Source organism: Planotetraspora sp. GP83 (genome assembly GCF_041262585.1).
Taxonomy (GTDB): domain Bacteria; phylum Actinomycetota; class Actinomycetes; order Streptosporangiales; family Streptosporangiaceae; genus JAOEGB01.
Genome location: NZ_JBGCBZ010000001.1, coordinates 304,244 through 322,063, shown reverse-complemented (window position 1 = coordinate 322,063; position 17,820 = coordinate 304,244). Strand labels below are relative to the sequence as shown.

16 protein-coding genes are annotated in these 17,820 nt (G+C 69.8%); 6 read left to right on the top strand and 10 right to left on the bottom strand.

Annotated elements, in window-relative coordinates; translation table 11 throughout:
- The first annotated feature begins 268 nt into the window (after positions 1-268).
- Entirely contained in the window at positions 269-1,039 is a 771-nt protein-coding gene (locus tag ABH927_RS01580; RefSeq protein ID WP_370017596.1) for a sulfite exporter TauE/SafE family protein, read from the top strand.
- 246 nt (positions 1,040-1,285) lie between these two features.
- On the top strand, positions 1,286-2,233 hold the full coding sequence (locus ABH927_RS01575; RefSeq protein WP_370017595.1) for a sensor histidine kinase: 948 nt from the start codon (positions 1,286-1,288) through the stop codon (positions 2,231-2,233).
- Positions 2,234-2,271: 38 nt separating this feature from the next.
- On the opposite strand, the gene ABH927_RS01570 is transcribed toward ABH927_RS01575, so the two are convergent.
- From ABH927_RS01570 to ABH927_RS01560, 3 genes are all read right to left on the bottom strand, one after another.
- Positions 2,272-2,691 (bottom strand): hypothetical protein, encoded by a 420-nt coding sequence (locus tag ABH927_RS01570; protein ID WP_370017594.1) that lies wholly within the window; start codon positions 2,689-2,691, stop codon positions 2,272-2,274.
- Positions 2,692-2,751: 60 nt separating this feature from the next.
- Complete coding sequence (locus tag ABH927_RS01565) at positions 2,752-4,101, bottom strand: MFS transporter (RefSeq protein ID WP_370017593.1); 1,350 nt, start codon at positions 4,099-4,101, stop codon at positions 2,752-2,754.
- Between the two features lie 134 nt (positions 4,102-4,235).
- Positions 4,236-5,006: a DeoR/GlpR family DNA-binding transcription regulator gene (locus ABH927_RS01560; RefSeq protein ID WP_370017592.1), complete on the bottom strand. Its 771-nt coding sequence runs from the start codon at positions 5,004-5,006 to the stop codon at positions 4,236-4,238.
- Between the two features lie 71 nt (positions 5,007-5,077).
- On the opposite strand from ABH927_RS01560, the gene ABH927_RS01555 reads away from it, so the two are divergent.
- Positions 5,078-6,103, top strand: coding sequence for a helix-turn-helix transcriptional regulator (locus ABH927_RS01555; protein WP_370017591.1), 1,026 nt, complete (start codon positions 5,078-5,080; stop codon positions 6,101-6,103).
- A 108-nt stretch (positions 6,104-6,211) separates the two neighbouring features.
- Here ABH927_RS01555 and ABH927_RS01550 read toward each other — a convergent pair whose 3' ends face one another.
- The 4 genes from ABH927_RS01550 to ABH927_RS01535 form a co-directional block, all read right to left on the bottom strand.
- Positions 6,212-6,430, bottom strand: coding sequence for a hypothetical protein (locus ABH927_RS01550; protein ID WP_370017590.1), 219 nt, complete (start codon positions 6,428-6,430; stop codon positions 6,212-6,214).
- Position 6,431: 1 nt separating this feature from the next.
- Entirely contained in the window at positions 6,432-7,154 is a 723-nt protein-coding gene (locus ABH927_RS01545; RefSeq protein ID WP_370017589.1) for a VOC family protein, read from the bottom strand.
- 544 nt (positions 7,155-7,698) lie between these two features.
- Complete coding sequence (locus tag ABH927_RS01540) at positions 7,699-8,676, bottom strand: aldo/keto reductase (protein ID WP_370017588.1); 978 nt, start codon at positions 8,674-8,676, stop codon at positions 7,699-7,701.
- Positions 8,673-9,047, bottom strand: coding sequence for a MerR family transcriptional regulator (locus ABH927_RS01535; RefSeq protein WP_370017587.1), 375 nt, complete (start codon positions 9,045-9,047; stop codon positions 8,673-8,675). The genes ABH927_RS01540 and ABH927_RS01535 overlap by 4 nt, the downstream gene beginning before the upstream one ends.
- Before the next feature lie 104 nt (positions 9,048-9,151).
- Here ABH927_RS01535 and ABH927_RS01530 point away from each other — a divergent pair, with 104 nt between their 5' ends.
- The gene (locus tag ABH927_RS01530; protein ID WP_370017586.1) at positions 9,152-9,631 is read left to right on the top strand and encodes a pyridoxamine 5'-phosphate oxidase family protein; all 480 of its coding nucleotides are present in this window, start codon (positions 9,152-9,154) and stop codon (positions 9,629-9,631) included.
- Between the two features lie 73 nt (positions 9,632-9,704).
- Here ABH927_RS01530 and ABH927_RS01525 read toward each other — a convergent pair whose 3' ends face one another.
- Positions 9,705-10,478: an SDR family NAD(P)-dependent oxidoreductase gene (locus tag ABH927_RS01525; RefSeq protein ID WP_370017585.1), complete on the bottom strand. Its 774-nt coding sequence runs from the start codon at positions 10,476-10,478 to the stop codon at positions 9,705-9,707.
- Between the two features lie 229 nt (positions 10,479-10,707).
- A complete protein-coding gene (locus tag ABH927_RS01520) occupies positions 10,708-11,421 on the bottom strand; it encodes a MarR family transcriptional regulator (RefSeq protein WP_370017584.1) in 714 nt (237 codons plus the stop codon).
- 114 nt (positions 11,422-11,535) lie between these two features.
- Here ABH927_RS01520 and ABH927_RS01515 point away from each other — a divergent pair, with 114 nt between their 5' ends.
- Positions 11,536-14,757, top strand: a complete 3,222-nt coding sequence (locus ABH927_RS01515; protein WP_370017583.1) for an efflux RND transporter permease subunit — start codon at positions 11,536-11,538, stop codon at positions 14,755-14,757.
- A 268-nt stretch (positions 14,758-15,025) separates the two neighbouring features.
- Here the strand turns inward: ABH927_RS01515 and ABH927_RS01510 are convergent, their stop codons facing one another.
- The gene (locus tag ABH927_RS01510; protein ID WP_370017582.1) at positions 15,026-16,258 is read right to left on the bottom strand and encodes a hypothetical protein; all 1,233 of its coding nucleotides are present in this window, start codon (positions 16,256-16,258) and stop codon (positions 15,026-15,028) included.
- 130 nt (positions 16,259-16,388) lie between these two features.
- On the opposite strand from ABH927_RS01510, the gene purB reads away from it, so the two are divergent.
- Entirely contained in the window at positions 16,389-17,816 is a 1,428-nt protein-coding gene (purB, locus tag ABH927_RS01505; RefSeq protein WP_370017581.1) for an adenylosuccinate lyase, read from the top strand.
- Positions 17,817-17,820 lie beyond the last annotated feature (4 nt).

Genomic DNA, 17,820 nt, shown 5'->3' with positions numbered 1-17,820 from the left:
AAGTACCAGGACACCTTCCTGCATAACCACGACGACGGCCGCAGGAGCGAAGCATCTCCACCCACCCCCAAGACCACGCCTCGCAGATGGAGGCCCTGGCGGCCGCCGACTGCCGCGAGGTCGTGGAGGAGACCGCCAAGATGGGATCGACCCCGCGGCAGGTGATTCCGGCCAGACTCTGACGCGCCATAGGCGGCGGCTAGTCTCGGCATGGTCAAAAGGATCTGGGGTCGCGACCTGGACTCGACCAAAAGGGGGGCCGCGCCGCATGCAGGCCGGGCAGATCGTGCTCCTGCTTCTGGCGGCGCTCGCCGCGGGCTGGGTGGACGCCGTCGTCGGCGGGGGAGGGCTGCTGCAGCTTCCGGCGCTGATCCTGGCCGGCCTTTCGCCCGTTCAGGCGCTGGCCACCAACAAGTCCGCCGCGATCTTCGGTACGGCTTCCGCCGCGGTGACCTACGCCCGCAGGACGAAGTTCGACCGGGCGGTGGCCGTGCCGTCCGGGCTGCTGGCCGTGGCCTTCGCGGGGCTCGGCGCCGCGTCCGCGGCCCTGCTGGACGCGGCGGTGCTCAAGCCGCTGGTCATTGTCGTGCTGCTCGGGGTGGCGGCGTTCGTGACGCTGCGGCCGGCGTTCGGGCGGCTGCCGCACCCGCATCTGCGGACGCGGGGCCGGGTCGTGGCCGCCGTCGCGGTCGCCGGGATGGCGATCGCCTTCTACGACGGCATCCTGGGGCCGGGGACCGGTACGTTCCTCCTCATCGCGTTCACCTCGATCCTCGGCATGGACTTCGTGCACGCCTCCGCCACCGCGAAGGTCATCAACACGGGCACCAACCTCGGTGCCCTGATCGTCTTCGGTCTCCAGGGCCACGTGCTGTGGGCGCTCGGGCTCGGCATGGCGGCCTGCAACATCGCGGGGGCCCAGATCGGCGCCCGCATGGCGTTGAAGCGCGGCGCCGGGTTCGTGCGGGTCGTCCTGCTCTGCGTGGTGACCGCTCTCGTTCTGAAGCTCGGCTACCAGGAACTCGCCCCTCGCCTGTGAAGATTGACGAACCGGTCAAACGAGCATAAACACCAGTAATATGGCGTGATGCGCTGAATCGGGACTTAGGTCCCAAAATGACATATGGTGCGAGATGGGGGATCGCGTGCCATGCAGGTGCCGAACAGATCTTTGGGGACGGCGCTTAAGCACGCCGGGAAGCGCGGGGGACGGCGCCGGTTCACGGACCGGTGGGCCGCTCTTTCGTCGTTGGCCGTCACGGGTCTGCCCCTGCCTCATGGGGAATTGTCGCCGGAGACCGAGACTCTCCAGCTGACGGTTCCCGTCCACGTGTGCGTGGTGGAGGGGATCGCCGTCATCGTGCTGGCGGCGCTCGTGTGGAAGGTGACCAGGCGGACCCGCCGGCTCGTTAAGGGGATCTACACGCAGCTCTCGGAGATCAACGACAGCGACCGGCACGATCACGTGTCTTTACCCCCCGGACAGGATGAGATCGTCCAGCTCACCCACAGTGTGAACAAGACCCTGGACCAGTGTGAGCGTGAACGCCAGTTCTCCTCGGACGTCTGCCACGAGCTCCGCACCCCGCTCGCCGGGCTGCGCCTTGAGGTCGAGGAGGCGCGGCTCCATCCCGACCACACGGATTACGACCTACTGCTCAGCCGGGTGCTCGGCAACCTCGACCGCGTGGAGGCGATCATCGCCGACATGCTGGTGCTCGCCAGGACCCGATCGGGCCAGGACGCCGATCCCGAGCTGTTCGACCTGGCCGAGGTGGTCAAGGAGGTGGTCAGCGGGCGCGTGGACCGGCTGCCGGTCAGCGTCAGGCTCGTCTCCGGAGTGGTGGTCTGCGGCGTGCGGGAGCACCTGTGCCGCGTGCTCACCAACCTGCTCGACAACGCCCAGCGGCACGCCGGGAGCGCCGTGGAGGTCGAGATCATTCGCGGCCGGGACGGCTTCGCGGAGCTGCTCGTGTCCGACGACGGGAACGGCATCCCGGAGCGGGACCGGGAGCGGGTCTTCGAGCGTTTCACTCGCCTGGAGGAGGGCCGCCGCCGCGACGGGAAGGGCACCGGCCTCGGCTTGGCGCTCGTCATGGACGTCGCACGCGCGCACTCCGGGTCCATCCACGTGGAGGACGCTCACCTCGGCGGCGCGCGATTCGTCTTCCGCCTGCCCCTCGCGGTTCCTCCCCGGACCGACAGCCTCGGGGGAGACTTCGCGGACGAATGACGGGCACCCGGCAGGCGGCGAGTTTCGGTTGTGCCGGCTCAATCCTCGTCTTCGGGTGCGCCGGCGAGAGCGCGCGCGGCTACCAGCTCGTCGCCGTCCCACCCCAGGTGGCCCACGCCCTCCTGCTGCTTGGCCTGCTCGTCGATCCACCGGTTGTGCGACTCCCAGGCCGCCTGCTTGGAGGTTCCCAGGGCGGCGCCGATCTGTGACCACGAGGCGCCGGCCCGCCGGGCGGATCGAACGGTGAGCTGGCGTCCGTAGCCCGACTTCCGCGCGATCACCTCACCCAGCGCGAGGAGTTCCAGCGCCTCCTGCCGCGTCAGGGGCTCCGCATCGTTCGGTTCGGGCTCGTCTTCGTCGGCCGGTGACGCCAGGGCTTCGCGGGTGCGTAGCTCGTCGTAGCGCGCGGCCGCGGTCAGCAGCGTGAACTGACGCTCAAGATCATCAGGTGTGGACATGCTCCCAGTATTTCGTCAGGCCACCCTGACATCAAGGTGGCCTGACGGTCGGGTGGGGTCTCACGCGTGGGCGCGAGACGGGGGAGTCGCGGCGGAAGCCTGGCCCGCGGCCTCCGCCCGAGGTGACCGTACGGCCGGAGCCGCGAGGGCGACGAACAGCGCCAGGACGGCCGGGACGAGCAGCGCGTAGGGAAGGGTGAGCAGCTCCGCGATCCCTCCGATGAGCACCGGCCCCGCCAGGAAGCCGGTGTAGCCGAGGCTCGCCACGGTGGCCAGAGCGCGCCCCGCCTGGGCCGGATCGCGATGTCCCGCGGCCGAGAAGACCTGCGGGATGATGCACGACAGCCCCGCGCCGAAGAGGCCGAAGCCGATCACACCCGCCACCGGCCGGCCGATCAGCAGGGCGATCATCAGCCCGGCGGCGGCCAGCGTGCCGCAGCACCGGACGAGCGTCACGGGCCCGAGGCGGGCGGCGAGCCGGTCGCCGGCGAAGCGTCCCGCCGTCATCATGATCGAGAACGCCGCGTATCCGGCGGCCGCGAAGCCGGGGGAGGACCCGAGGTCGTCCCGCAGGTAGACAGAGCTCCAGTCGGCGGAGGCTCCCTCGCCGACGAGGCAGCAGAACGCCAGCACGCCGAGGAACAGGGCGTCGCCCGCCGTCCGGCGGCGCCGTACCGTCGCGGGGCCCAGCGAGCGCGCCGCCGGGCCGGCCGGTGTGGGCGAGGCCTCGGCGGCCGTGGGGCCGGCGGACGTCGCGGCGGTCGTCGTGGCAGGGGCTGTGGTGGGCGTGGGCGAGGTGGCTGTGTCAGTGGGCGGCGGTGTGTGGCGGCGGGGATCGTCTCGTATGGCCCAGCGCGATGACAGCAGGGCGATGGTGAGGACGACGGCTCCGACGACCGCGAAGGTGACGCCGGGGCTCACGCCCGCGTGGGCGAACAGGCCGCCGGCCGCCGCCCCGGCGAACCCGCCGATGCTGAACACCGCGTGGAACGAGGACATGATCGGCTTGCCGTACGCGCGTTCGACGACGACGGCGTTGGCGTTCATCGCGACGTCGAGCGTGCCGTGGACCGCGCCGAACAGGAACAGGGCCAGCGCCAGCGTGACCAGGCCGGGCACGTAGGCGGGGATGACCAGGACGACGCCCTGGGCGAGGGCCATCGGGATCATCACCCGGTCGCTGCCGTACCTGTCGACGAGACGGCCGACGACCTGCATACCGGTGATCGCTCCCGCCGCGATGCCGATGAGCCCGAGGCTCAACTGGCCGTCACTCAGATGGAGGCCGCTCTTGATGGCGGGGATGCGGGCCGTCCAGGTGCCGATGGCCATCCCGGCGAGCAGGAACAGGCCGTAGACGGCCACGCGGGCGCGGAGCGGGGACGGCCGGGCGGGGGCGAGGAGTGCCATGTCGTGATGCTCCAATTACACATCGCATGATCACGTGAAGAGTGTTGGCGGGTGGGAGGCGCCGTTCGGGAACCTGTGCATGATCAGGACGGAGTCGGGCCAGGTGGGAGCCGCGCGCGGGAATCCATGCATGATCACGGCGCGGGGGTGGTGGTGCGGACGGTCACTCCGGCGGCGGCCAGGGCGTCGTGCTGGTCCTGGGGGATGCCGTCGTCGGTCACCACCACGTCGAGCCTGTCGAGCGGGCAGACGGCGCCGAAGGCGGTGCGGGTGAACTTGCCCGAGTCGCAGGCCACCACGACGCGGCGGGCGGACGTGATCGCGGCCTGCTTGATGGCCACTTCGGGCAGGTCGTGGGCGGTCAGGCCGTGCTCCGCCGACAGGCCGCAGCAGCCGATCACCGCGGTGTCGAACCGCAGGGCCTTGATGGAGGTCTCGGTGAGCGGGCCGACGAAGTTCATCTCGCCGTGCCTCACCTCGCCTCCCGGCAGGACGAGGCGGACGCGGGGCGCGGTGGCGAGTTCCTGAGCGGCCTGGAGCGCCAGCGGCAGCACGGTCAGGCGGCGCTCGCGGATCGCCCGCGCGACCTCCAGCACGGTGGTGCCGCCGTCGAGCAGCACGGCCTCGCCTTCGGCGAGCAGCCCCGCGACCTCGGCCGCGATCCGCCGCTTGGCGTCGATCGCCTCTCGTTCCCGCACTCCGAAGGGCGGTTCCTCACCGCGCAGGAGCAGGCTGAGGGCACCTCCGCGGACGCGCCTGACCACGCCCTGCTGGGCCAGCTCGTCCAGGTCCCGCCGGATGGTCATCTCGGAGACCTGATAGAGGGCGGCCAGCTCGGTCACCGAGACGCTGTCGGACGTGCGCAGCGCGCCCATGATGGCGCGTATGCGATCGGCACTCTCCATGTGTGCAATTGAACATGCCGCATGTTCGTAGAGCAAATAAATCTACGTTGTAAAGGTGGCAGACTGGGTGCATGCGCGCGAGCCGATTGCTGTCCCTCCTGCTGCTGTTACAAACCCGCGGCGGCATGAACGCCTCCGAGCTGGCCGCCGAGCTTGAGGTGTCGGTCCGTACGGTCTACCGCGACGTGGAGGCTCTTTCTGCGGCCGGCGTGCCGGTCTACGCCGACAGGGGGCCGCTCGGGGGATATCGGCTGCTCGACGGGTATCGCACCCGGCTGAACGGGCTGACCCCCGAGGAGGCGTCGTCCCTGTTCCTGGCCGGTCTTCCCGGTCCGGCCGCGGAGCTGGGGCTGGCGGACGTCGCGGCGGCGGCCGAGCTGAAGCTCCTCGCCGCGCTGCCGCCGGAGCCGCGGTCCCATGCCGCCAGGATGCGGGAGCGGTTCCACCTCGACGTGCCCGGCTGGTACCGGGGCAGCGACGACGCGCCGTTCCTGATGCGGGTCGCGGAGGCCGTCTGGGAGGACCGCGTGGTCCGGCTCCGCTACCGCCGATGGGGGCCCGCCGAGGTCGAGCGCCTGGTCCACCCCTACGGTCTCGTCCTGAAGGGCGGGTCGTGGTATCTGGCGGCCGCCTGCTCGGGGAGTGTCCGGACTTATCGAGTCAGCCGGATCATCGGGGTCGATGTCCTGGACGAGCGATTCGAGCGGCCGCCGGATTTCGACCTGGCCGCCTTCTGGCGGGACTTCGCCGCCGACTTCGCCTCGCGCATGTTCACCGCCCACGCCGTCGTACGGCTCGCGCCGGGGATCGAGGACCTCCTGCGGTACACGATCGGCAACGACGTCGTCGACAAGGCCCTGGCCGACGGTGTCGCCGAGGGCGACGGCTGGACCCGCGTGACGCTCCCCGTCGAGTCGATCCGGCACGCCCGGTGGCAGTTCCTCCGCCTCGGGGCCTCCGTCGAGGTCCTGGAGCCACCCGAGCTACGCGATCTCATGGTGCAGACCGTGTCGGAGCTTTCCGGCATGTACGGCATCGGCGGCTCAGACGGGGTCGCCGTAGGACTGGCCGAAAAGCGAGCGGGTATGGCTGAATAGGCTTCCCAGCTGGGGATCTGCGAGGGCTGGCTGGAGGTGATCGGTCTCGGGTGGCGGCCTGGCCGACCCAGGCGTCGGCCGCACCGGGAAGTCGGTACCGGCGATCGCCTACTGGCAGGTCTTCGTCTCGACCGGGCAGTGCTTGACCTCGGGAGAGCGAGTCGACGGCTTGTCCAGCAGGGCTGGCGCCTGCTTGCGCAGGTGCAGGTCGAAGTACGCCGCGACGTACCTGCGGGTGATGTCGGAGGAGCGGGCCCCGGGCAGGCCGGCGGCATCAGATCGTGCCGCGTGGTGGATTGGAGGCGCGCCGCCCCCGGGTCTGGTCACGCTATCGGGGGGTCAACACACAGAACTCATTGCCATCGGGATCGGCCATCACCACCTGACTGACGCCGCGCTGGCCGATGTCGATTCGAGTCGCTCCGAGGGAGACGAGACGGTCGACCTCCGCTTGCTGATCACCGTGCGCAGGTGGAGCGAGGTCGAAGTGCAGCCTGTTCTTCCCTGTCTTCGGCAGGACTGGCGGACCGCCCCACGTGATCTTCGGGCCGCCGTGCGGCGAGCGGATGGCGGTCTCTTGGTCCTGGTCCCAGACCAACGGCCAGCCCAGCGCTTCGCTCCAGAAGTACCCGACCGCCTGCGAACCGTCGCACGCGAGCGCTCCGATGAATCCGCAGTCAGCGAGGAATTTGTTGTCCGGCTCGATGACGCAGAACTCGTTGCCTTCGGGGTCGGCGAGCACCACATGACCCTCCTCCGGTAGTTGCCCGACGTCGATGTGCCGCGCACCGAGTTCGAGCGACCTGGCCACCGTCTGCTGCTGGTCCTCGAGGGACGTGCTCGTCAGATCGAAGTGCATCCGGTTCGGGCCGGTCTTCTTCTCCTGGGTTGGAAGACATCGGATCCGGAACCCGGTGTCATCGCTCGGCAGGAGCGTGATGCCATCGTGGGGGTCGTTGGCCATCTCCCAGCCCAGGACTCCGGCCCAGAAGCGCGCGAGACGGAGTGGGTCGTTCGCATCGAAGCAGAGCGCGACGAGCTGAACAGTCATCCCGCATCTCCAATCTATTGACTCACAGGCGCAGGCAGGGGCACGTCCTCCTGCGCATGAGGAAGTAACGCTAGCCCGCTCGAGGACTGCGACGCCAACGCATATGAGTCAGAAGGCGACGCTTCCGGCGCATGACCCGCGATCAGGACAGTGGACGATTGACTTATCGCCGCCGTTACCGAGCACCTCGCTCCACCCCGCCGACGCCACTAGCCAGCAGGAACACCCGGCCCCAGCGAGGGGCCGTTGTGGTCATCACCGAGCAAGGCCGCACCCTCATCGAGGCAGCCGCCGCTACGTGTCCGTTGTTAGGGCGACCAACCGGCCTTAGTTTACTATGTAAAGGTCGGGCGTAGGTGAAGGAATAATTCACCTACGCCAAAAATCAAACAGCGAAGCCACCGGTCGATGAAATCGGCGCCAAGCTCAGCGCTCTTCGGCGCGGCCCTGCCCGTCCTCGCCCCGGTCAGGGCGGAGTGCTCATCTGCACGGCCTGAGTGAGCTCGCCGGCCGGGCGGGGCCGTACCGGACCTTGGATCGGGTGTCAGCGGTTGAGGCTGGCCATGCCCGTCTCGTCGTACCGCTGGCCGGACACGCCGGATGCGAGCGAGTTCAGCACGTCGAGGTCGCCGGAGCCGAGCTGGATCTCCGTGGCCGCCGCGTTCTCCTCCAGTCGGCTGACGCGCTTGGTGCCCGGGATCGGCACGACATCGTCGCCCTGGGCGATCACCCAGGCGAGCGCCACCTGGGCCGGCGTGGCGCCGGCGTTCGCGGCGACCTCGCCGACCTTGGCGGCGAGCGCCTGGTTGGTGGCGAAGTTGTCGCCCTGCCAGCGCGGGTTGTGGCGCCGGAAGTCGTTGCCGGCGAGATCATCGGGGTTGTTGTAGGCGCCGGTCAGGATGCCGCGTCCCAGGGGGCTGTAGGCGACCACGCCGATGCCGAGCTCCCGGAGCGTGGGCAGCAGCGCCTCCTCGAGATCACGGGTGAAAACGGAGTACTCGTACTGTCCCGCGGTGATCGGGTGTACGGCGTGCGCCCGCCGTACCGTCTCGGGGGCGGCCTCGGAGATCCCGAGATGGCGGACCTTGCCGGCCTCGACGAGCTCCTTCAGCGCTCCCCAGGTGTCCTCAACAGGGACGGCCGGGTCGACACGGTGCTGGTAGTAGAGGTCGATGTGGTCGACTCCGAGGCGGGCGAGGGAGGCGTCGCAGGCCCGCCGCACATATTCGGGGCGGCCGTTGACACCGACGCGGGTGCCGTCGGGCCGCCGCTCGATACCGAACTTGGTGGCCAGCACGACCTCGTCACGGCGGCTGGTGATCGCCTTGCCGACCAGTTGTTCGTTGGTGAAAGGGCCATAGACATCCGAGGTGTCCAGGAAAGTGATCCCAAGGTCGAGCGCCCGGTGGATCGTGGCGATCGACTCGGCGTCGTCGCCGGGGCCGTAGAACTCGCTCATCCCCATGCATCCGAGGCCGAGCGCGGGAGTGCGCAGGCCCTGGCCGAGCGTGTGCTGCTTCATCGTTCCCCCATCAGTTTGTCGTAGATTTCGACCTTGTAGTCCACGTGGGCGAGGTCGTCCTGGAGTTGCTCGATCTTGGCGACGACGTCGGCCCGGTGGGCTTCCAGCAACTCCTTGCGGGCCGCGTAGGTGTCCTCCCCGCGGCGGGCGAGGTCGGCGTATCGGCGCAGCCCCGCGATGGACATGCCGGTCCCGCGCAGGCGGCTGAGCAGGCGGATCCAGTCGGCGTCCCGGTCGGTGTAGCGGCGGTGGCCGTTGCCGCCGCGCGGGGGCGGTTCGAGCAGGAGGCCCGTGCGCTCGTAGTAGCGGAGCGTATGAGCGGTCAGCCCGGTGCGCTCCGCGACCTGCGCGATCGTCATGCCCTCGTCCATGGGGACCAGTCTGCGAGTTCGAGCGCGCTCTAAGTCAAGCGGGGGGGCTCGGTGAGGGCCCATCGGGTCCGGGAAATGTCGGTGGAGGGCAGCAGGATGTCGGCATGACGTCATGGCAGAAGATCGAGCAGGAGGTCCCCGAGCTGGCCGCGAAGGTCCGGTCGATCATGGGGAAGCACAAGCACAAGACGATGGCCACGCTCCGCAAGGACGGCTCGCCCAGGATCAGCGGGACAGAGGTGGAGTTCAAGGACGGCGAGGTCTGGGTGGGGTCCATGCTGGGGGCGGTCAAGGCGCTCGACCTGCGCCGGGATCCGCGGCTGGCGTTGCACAGCGGGTCGGACGATCCGGACGAGGCGGATCCCGGCGCATGGAGCGGTGACGCGAAGCTGGCGGGCAGAGCCGTCGAGGTCACCGACCCGGAGGTCCACGCCCGCTACGGCGGCCCGCCCGGGCAGGAGTTCCACCTGTTCAGAATCGACGTCACCGAGGCCGTGGTCACTCGCGTCGACGAGGCGGGGGAGCACCTCGTGGTCGAAATGTGGCACGAGGGGACCGGCCACCGGGTGATCCGCCGCAAATGACCCGCCGCCTGCCGCGCCCGACCGCTGGCGATGTCGGCACGGTCGGCACGGTCGGGCGAGTCTGGGTGTGCCGTCAGTGGACGCTGAAACCGCCGTCGACGCAGATGGCCTGACCGGTGACATACGCGGAGGCGTCACCGGCCAGGAAGACCGCGGCGCCGGCGAAGTCGGCGGGGATCCCGTTTCGGCCGATCATGGAACGGGCTGCGAGGGCCTCGACGCGGCCTGCCACGGCCTGGGCCGGCTCGGTCAGCGGGGTGAGCACGAATCCCGGAATGATCGTGTTGCTGGTGACGCCGGCCTTCGACCAGGCCTCGGCCTGCGAGCGGGACAGTCCGCAGATGGCCGCCTTGGCCGCTCCGTAGACGCCGCTGTCGCCGAACGCGCTGATCGACTGCTGGGAGCCGATGTTGATGATCCGGCCCCAGCCGCGCTCGGCCATGCGCGGCCCGAAGTGCTGGCCGAGCAGGAAGGGGGCGGTGAGGTTGACAGCGATGGTCTGCTCGTAGTCGTCGGGGGTGAGCTCGGCCATGGGGTGCCGGATGTTGTTGGCGGCGTCGTTGACGAGGATGTCGATGTCGCCGAAGAACCGGGCCGCTTCGGCGCACACGCGGGCGACGGCCGTACGGTCGCCGAGGTCGGCGCTGATCGCGGCGGCGCGCACGCCGTGCTCTTCCAGGCGGTGTACGGCTTTCGCCAGTTCCGGCTCGCGGCGGGCGACCAGGACGACCGCGGCCCCGGCGCGGCCGATCGCCTCGGCCATGCCGTACCCGATGCCGGAGCTGCCCCCGGTGACCAGGGCGACGCGGCCCGCGAGCGAGAACAGCGCCTCGATGTATGACGACATAACCGGGGAAGGTAGCAGCCGCCATGTCGAGGCATCGGGTGAGGCCCTGTCGGGCCTGAGGGACGCGTCCTTCCTGCCCGGTCGCGGCGGTCCTTCGCGGGCTTGTGGAGACGGGCTTGTGGTGATGGGAGTCCGAGTGGATGCCGCGCCTGGGGCGTCGTCCGCGCACCGCGTCTCGCGCAGTTACGCGTGGCGGGCTCTCGTAGGCCGTGTCTGGGGCGGCGCCGGGTCAGGGAGCTTGGTGGTCGCCCGCGTGGTCTTCGGCCTCCATCTGGCGCATGGCCTCGTGGATCTTGCCCATGACGGTTTCCATGGTGCGCAGGGTGTCGGTGTCGAGGCGTTGCAGGAGGCGGCGATATCCGGCGGTTCCGGCGTCGAGCATCTCGGTGGTGAGCCGGCGGCCGGCCTCGGTGAGCTCGACGCGGCGGATCCGCCGGTCGTTGGGGTCCTCCCTGCGGGTGGCCAGGCCTTGGGCGACGACCCGGTCCACGATGCCGGTGACGGTGCCGAGGCCGACGCCGAGGTGGCGGGCCAGTTCCTGACCCGAGGTGGAGCCCTGGTAGGACAGGAAGACCACGACCTTGAGCTGTTGCATGGTGAGGTTGGAGGCCATGATCGGCATGGACCGGTCGCGGGCGAAGAAGCGGCCGAGGCCCCGCTGCAGTTCGGCGAGCCTGGCGATGATCTCCGGTCTGTCGGTGCTCCGATCGTCACCGGAGCTCTGCGGGGGGTCGGAGATCGGGCCTCGCGTGGGCTCCAGCGTGGGGCCTGGGCCTCGTGAGGGGTGCTGCGGGGACTGCCGTGTGGATTCCTGCGTGGGCTGCCGTGCGGGTTCCGGTGTGGGGCCCTGTGTGGTGGGCTCCTGCTGCGCGGGCCCGGTTGTGGGCCGTTCTACCGGCTCGTCGCCTGTCCGGCTGGGCCGCCCTGCTCGACAGTCGCTCACGTTCACCTCTCGCGAGAGGTTACCAGGACTTAATGGGCAAAGCTAAATGTTCGTGCCAAGCGAAGTGTTATGGTGGCCGAACGTTCGCCGGTGTCGTGTGAAGGAGCTCGTCGAATGACCTCCCTGGCCAGGCTCAGCCTCGCCAACCGCAGTCTCGTCATCATGATTGCGCTTGTGCTGGGCGTGTTCGGCGCCTTCGCGATCCCCTCGCTGAAGCAGCAGTTGTTCCCGTCGCTGGAGTTCCCCGCGGCGTTCGCGGTGGCGAGCTATCCGGGCGCGTCCCCCGAGATCGTCGAGGAGCAGGTCACCAAGCCGATCGAGAGCGCCTTCCAGGGCATCACCGGGGTCACCGGCATCACCTCGACCTCGAGGGAGGGCGTGGCCCAGATCCAGGTGGCCTACGACTACGGCACCGACATCGACGGCATGGTCAGCAAGATGCAGCAGGCCGTGAGCCGGGTAAAGCCGCAGCTCCCGGCGAACGTGGACCCGCAGGTGGTCGCGGGCGGCACCGACGACATCCCCGTGATGGTCATCGCGGTGAGCGCCGGCGACGACCCGCACGGCATGCTGGACAAGCTTGAGCGGGTCATGGCGCCGCAGCTGCGGTCGATCGAGGGCGTGCGCGACGTGACCGTGAGCGGCGCCCGGGAGAAGCAGGTCGTGATCACGCCGGACCAGGGCAAGCTCGTGCTGCTCGGTCTGTCGGCCGCCGCCATTCCGGACCTGCTGCGGTCGAACGGCGTGGCGATCCCGGCGGGCAGTCTCACCGAAGACGGCAAGTCGCTCACCGTGCAGACCGGCGACCGCGTCCAGACCGTCGACGACCTGAAGAACCTCTACCTCTCTCCCGCCGCGCCCACCGCTTTCACGGCCGGCCAGTCGCGGACACCCGGCATCCCGGGTTTCCCGGGCAAGACTCCGGCTAAGGCGCCGGTGAAGACGCTGCCGAAGCCGAAGCCGGTCAAGCTGGGTGACGTGGCGACCGTCGAGGTGCAGGACGCCGCCGCCACCACGCTGACGCGGACGAACGGCAGGCCGAGCCTGGGAGTGTCGATCACCATGTTGCCCGACGGCAACGCGGTGCAGATCTCCCACGACGTGAACGCCGCGCTGCCGGGGCTGACCCGCGAACTGGGCGACGCCTCGGAGCTCACCGTGGTGTTCGACCAGGCGCCGTACGTCGAACGCTCGATCGAGGACCTCACCACCGAGGGCCTGCTGGGCCTGGCCTTCGCCGTCCTGATCATCCTGGTGTTCCTGTTGTCGGTCCGGTCGACGCTCGTGACGGCGGTGTCGATCCCGCTGTCGGTGGTGATCGCGCTGATCGCGCTGTGGGTGGGTGACTATTCGCTCAACCTGCTGACGCTGGGCGCTCTGACCATCGCCGTGGGCCGGGTGGTGGACGACTCCATCGTGGTGCTGGAGAACATCAAGCGGCACCTGACGTACGGCGAGCCGAAACGGCAGGCGATCATCGCGGCGGTGCGTGAGGTGTCGGGGGCGGTGACGGCCTCGACGCTGACCACTGTGGCGGTGTTCCTGCCGATCGCGTTCGTCGGCGGGCTGGTCGGCCAGCTGTTCGGCCCGTTCGCGGTCACGGTGACGGTCGCGCTGCTGGCGTCGCTGCTGGTCGCGCTGACCGTGGTCCCCGTCCTGGCGTACTGGTTCCTCAAGGCTCCGAAGCTCACGCCGCAGGAGGCGGAAGCCGTACGGGAGGACGCGGAACGCAAGGAACTGCGCAGCCCGCTGCAGCGGGCTTATGTGCCGGTCCTGCGGTTCGCGACGCGGCGGCGGGTGGTCACCTTGCTGATCGGCCTGTTGATCTTCGTGGGGACGATGGCGCTCGCGCCGAACCTGCGGACGAACTTCCTCGACTCCTCCGGTAACGACACGACGCAGGTCAGCCAGCGGATGCCGGTCGGGACCGACCTGGCGACGACGGACGCGGCGGCCAAGAAGGTGGAGTCCGTCCTGGCCTCGCTCCCGGAGGTCAGGTCCTACCAGGTCACGGTCGGCGGGGGTAACCGGTTCCTCGGCGGCCTGGGCGGCGGGGCGGACCGCGCGTCGTTCTCGGTCTCGATCGCCGAGGGGGCGGAGACTCCTGTGGTGGAGCAGACCCTGCGGGACCGGTTGAAGGCCCTGCCGGGCGTCGGCGACATCACCGTCGGCGGGCAGGGGGGCGGGTTCAACTCCGACCAGCTGCAGGTCATCCTGCAGGGCTCCGGCACGGCCGAACTGCGGACGGCCGCCATGACCGTCCGCGACGCCATGAGCGGGATCGCCGGCCTGCGGGACGTGACGTCGAACCTGGAGGACAGCGCGCCGCGCGTCGAGGTCCACGTGGACCGGGAGAAGGCCGCCGCGAAGGGGCTGACCGAGGCCGGGATCGGCCAGATGGTCGCGCAGGCGTTCCGCGGCGCGCCTGTCGGCTCGCTCGACCTGGACGGGCGGTCGAGCGACATCGTCCTGCGGGGTGGTGACGCGCCCGGCGACCTGGCCGCGGTCGAGAAGATCAAGCTCCCCACGGCGGGTGGCCTGATCGAGCTGAGCGATGTCGCGAAGGTGATCAAGGCCGGGGGCCCCACGCAGGTCACCCGGAAAGACGGCGAGCGGACGGCGACCGTGTCGGGTGCGGCCGACGCCTCCAACCTGGGCGCGATCACGGCCAAGGTGACCGAGAAGCTCAAGACGCTGTCGCTGCCGGTGGGAGTGAAGTACGAGATCGGCGGCGCGAGCTCCGACCAGCAGAAGGCGTTCTCCGACCTCGGCATGGCGATGCTGCTGGCGATCGCGATCGTCTTCATGATCATGGTGGCGACGTTCCGCAGCCTGGTGCAGCCGCTGATCCTGCTGGTGTCGATTCCGTTCGCGGCGACCGGCGCGATCGGGCTGCTGCTGGCGACCGACACCGCGCTGGGCGTCCCGGCGCTGATCGGCATGCTCATGCTGATCGGCATCGTGGTCACCAACGCGATCGTCCTGATCGACCTGATCAACCAGTACCGCGCACAGGGCCTGGGCATCGTGGAGGCGGTCATGGAGGGCGGCAGGCGGCGGCTGCGGCCCATCCTGATGACCGCGATCGCGACGATCTGCGCGCTGACCCCGATGGCCCTCGGCGTGACGGGCTCGGGCGGGTTCATCTCCCGTCCGCTGGCGATCGTCGTGATCGGCGGGCTGATCTCCTCCACGCTGCTCACGCTGGTGCTGGTGCCGACGCTCTACACGATGGTGGAGCGGACCAAGGAGCGGCTGCGCCGTACGCCCAAGGCTCCCTCGAGCGAGCCCGAGGTCACGGTCTACGACGAGGAGGCCCTGGCCCCGGCCAAGTAAGGCGGCGCGACCGGGAACGCGGGCGACGCCTCCTCTCCTCACCGGGGCCCGCCCGACCGGGTGACCGCGGTGGTGACCGGCGTGACGTCAATGAACATCGGGCCCTCGCATCACCTTGATGCGAGGGCCCGATGTTGTGGTCCGGCTGCTGATGAAGGCGCCGGAGAAGAAACGCGTCTCGGAAGCGGCTTCGGCGGGGCTGGCCGGCCCGCTGCCGGGACCCCGATCCCCCGGGGTCCCGACCTCCACATGTGTGTGAGCTGCCGGGCTACGACGGAAGCTGGTCGATGATCCAGGAGCAGAGCTCCTCGGTGATCGTGGTGTGCCCCTCGTTCTTGGACGCGAGCTTGAAGTCGTCCAGTTCGCTGTCATCGGGAGAGAGGCTGTCGATGTCGACGTACAGATCGTCGTGGGTGGCGATGTCGCGGACGGCGACGGCGCTGACCGCGGGGACGAAGCAGTGCGAGCGGATCGGGTTGTCGACGGCCAGGCCGAGGTGGGTGAGCTTGTTGAGCTCGTCGGCGAGGATGCCGAAGCCCTCCAGCGCGCCGCCGGGGGCGCCGTCGATGTCGGGCAGGCCCGGAGCGTGGATCTCCGGCCGCTGCAGGGTCACGACACGCAGGGTGGCGACCAGGGAGTCGTTGCCCGTCGGCTGGGTGCGCAGGTCGGTGCCGGTGATGGCCAGGCCCGTACCGCGCACGGCGGTCTGGCCGGGCTTGATGCCGTTGCCCTCGCCCGAGCCGACGCCGTTGGCGACGCCGATCAGCCGGGGGATGCGCGGCCAGCCGCCGACGCGCTCCAGCGCTGCGAGGAACTCGACCCGCTCCCTGGCGGTGGCGGGCGCGTCCTTCCACTCCGCGATGTGCTGCCACAGCAGCTGGCGCGAGGCCGGGCTGTTGATCTGGTCGGAGAACCGGCTGTCGAGCCTGCGGATGTAGTGCGCGAACGCCTGCAGGGCGATGGGAATCCACGCGCCGCGGTGTGGGCTGTCGTAGGAGAAGTACAGCCGCGTCTGGTGGTCCATCCTCTGGGTCTCCAGCTTGGCCAGGGCGTACCGGGTGACCAGGCCGCCCATGCTGAAGCCGCCGACCGTGAGCGGGTGGTCGCCCATCCGCCGCGCGATCGCTTCGTGGATCGCCGCGATGGCGGTCTCCGCGTTGTCCAGAATCGATGCGCTGCGTTCGGTGAAACCGAGCAGGATGACGTCCTTGCGGCGCTGGCGCAGTTCGCCGATGAATGGGTGTCCGCTGAACTGCAGGACGTTCCAGGAGAACTCCGGGGTGCTGGGCCCGGTGTTGAAGCCGTCCGCCATGATCACGGGCTCGGTCAGGCCGTGGTTGCCCTCCCCGTAGTACACCCAGGCGGTGCCGCCGGGGAGAGCCCACACATCGTTGGGTGGTGGTGGGATCTGGGTGGGGGGCTCCTTGGGGCCGGGAGCCAGGATGATGGGTGGCGCGGCCCGGAGCGCTTCCGCGATCTGCTTGTCGTTCTGTCCGCTCATGATGGTCCCCCCTAGATGGCGATTGCTCAGTGTATTTCCACAACTACTATGAGTAATCACGGAAAGGGGTGACGCGCGCTCAGGATGGCGGGGGCTCAACGAGTGGCAGGGCTCAATAGGATGAGGCAACGTGAGTGCGAAGCCGCGTATCCCGAATGTCCTGGCCACCCGCTACGCGTCGGCGGAGCTGGCCCGCCTGTGGTCTCCCGAGCACAAGGTCGTGCTGGAGCGCCGACTTTGGCTGGCGGTGCTGAAGGCCCAGGCCGACCTCGGGATCGACGTGCCGGAGCAGGTGGTCGCCGACTACGAGAAGGCCGTCGATCAGGTCGACCTCGCCTCGATCGCCGAGCGTGAGCGGGTCACCCGGCACGACGTGAAGGCCCGGATCGAGGAGTTCAACGCCCTGGCCGGGCACGAGCACGTCCACAAGGGCATGACCTCGCGCGACCTCACCGAGAACGTCGAGCAGCTGCAGATCCGCGACAGCCTCCTGCTGGTCCGCGGCCGGGTCGTGGCGCTGCTGGCCCGGCTTGGGCGGCTGGCGGCCGAGCACTCCTCGACGGTGATGGCGGGGCGGTCGCACAACGTCGCCGCCCAGGCCACCACGCTGGGCAAGCGCTTCGCGACCGCCGCCGACGAGCTGCTGGTTGCGTTCGGACGGCTCGAGGACCTGCTGGAGCGCTACCCGCTGCGCGGCGTCAAGGGACCGGTCGGCACCGCGCAGGACATGCTCGACCTGCTGGGGTCCGCCGAGCGGCTGGCGGACCTGGAGGACCGGGTCGCGGCGCATCTCGGCTTCACGCGGCGTTTCACCAGCGTGGGGCAGGTCTACCCGCGTTCGCTCGACTACGACGTGCTCACCGCTTTGGTGCAGCTCGCCGCGGCGCCGTCGTCGCTGGCCAAGACCATCCGCCTGATGGCCGGGCACGAGCTCGTCACCGAGGGCTTCAAGGAGGGCCAGGTCGGCTCGTCGGCGATGCCGCACAAGATGAACACCCGCTCCTGCGAGCGCGTCAACGGGCTGACCGTCGTCCTGCGCGGGTACGCGTCGATGGCCGGGGAGCTGGCCGGTGACCAGTGGAACGAGGGCGACGTGTCGTGCTCGGTCGTCCGCCGGGTGGCGCTGCCCGACGCGTTCTTCGCCTTCGACGGCCTCGCCGAGACCATGCTGACCGTGCTCGACGAGTTCGGCGCGTTCCCGGCCGTCATCGAGGCCGAGCTCAACCGGTATCTGCCGTTCCTCGCCACTACCAAGATGCTCATGGCGGCCGTCCGGGCCGGGGTGGGCCGGGAGACCGCGCACGAGCTGATCAAGGAGCACGCCGTCGCGTCGGCGCTGGCGATGCGCTCGCGCGGGGCGGCGAACGAGCTGCTGGACCGGCTGGCCGCCGACACGCGCTTCCCCCTCGGCCGGACCGAGCTCGACGCGCTGCTCGCCGACCGCATTTCCTTCACCGGCGCCGCGGCCGGCCAGGTGGCCGAGCTGGTGGAGCGGATCGGCCAGGTCTCCGCCCGATTCCCGGACGCCGCGGCCTACGCCCCGGGCGCGATCCTGTGACGGC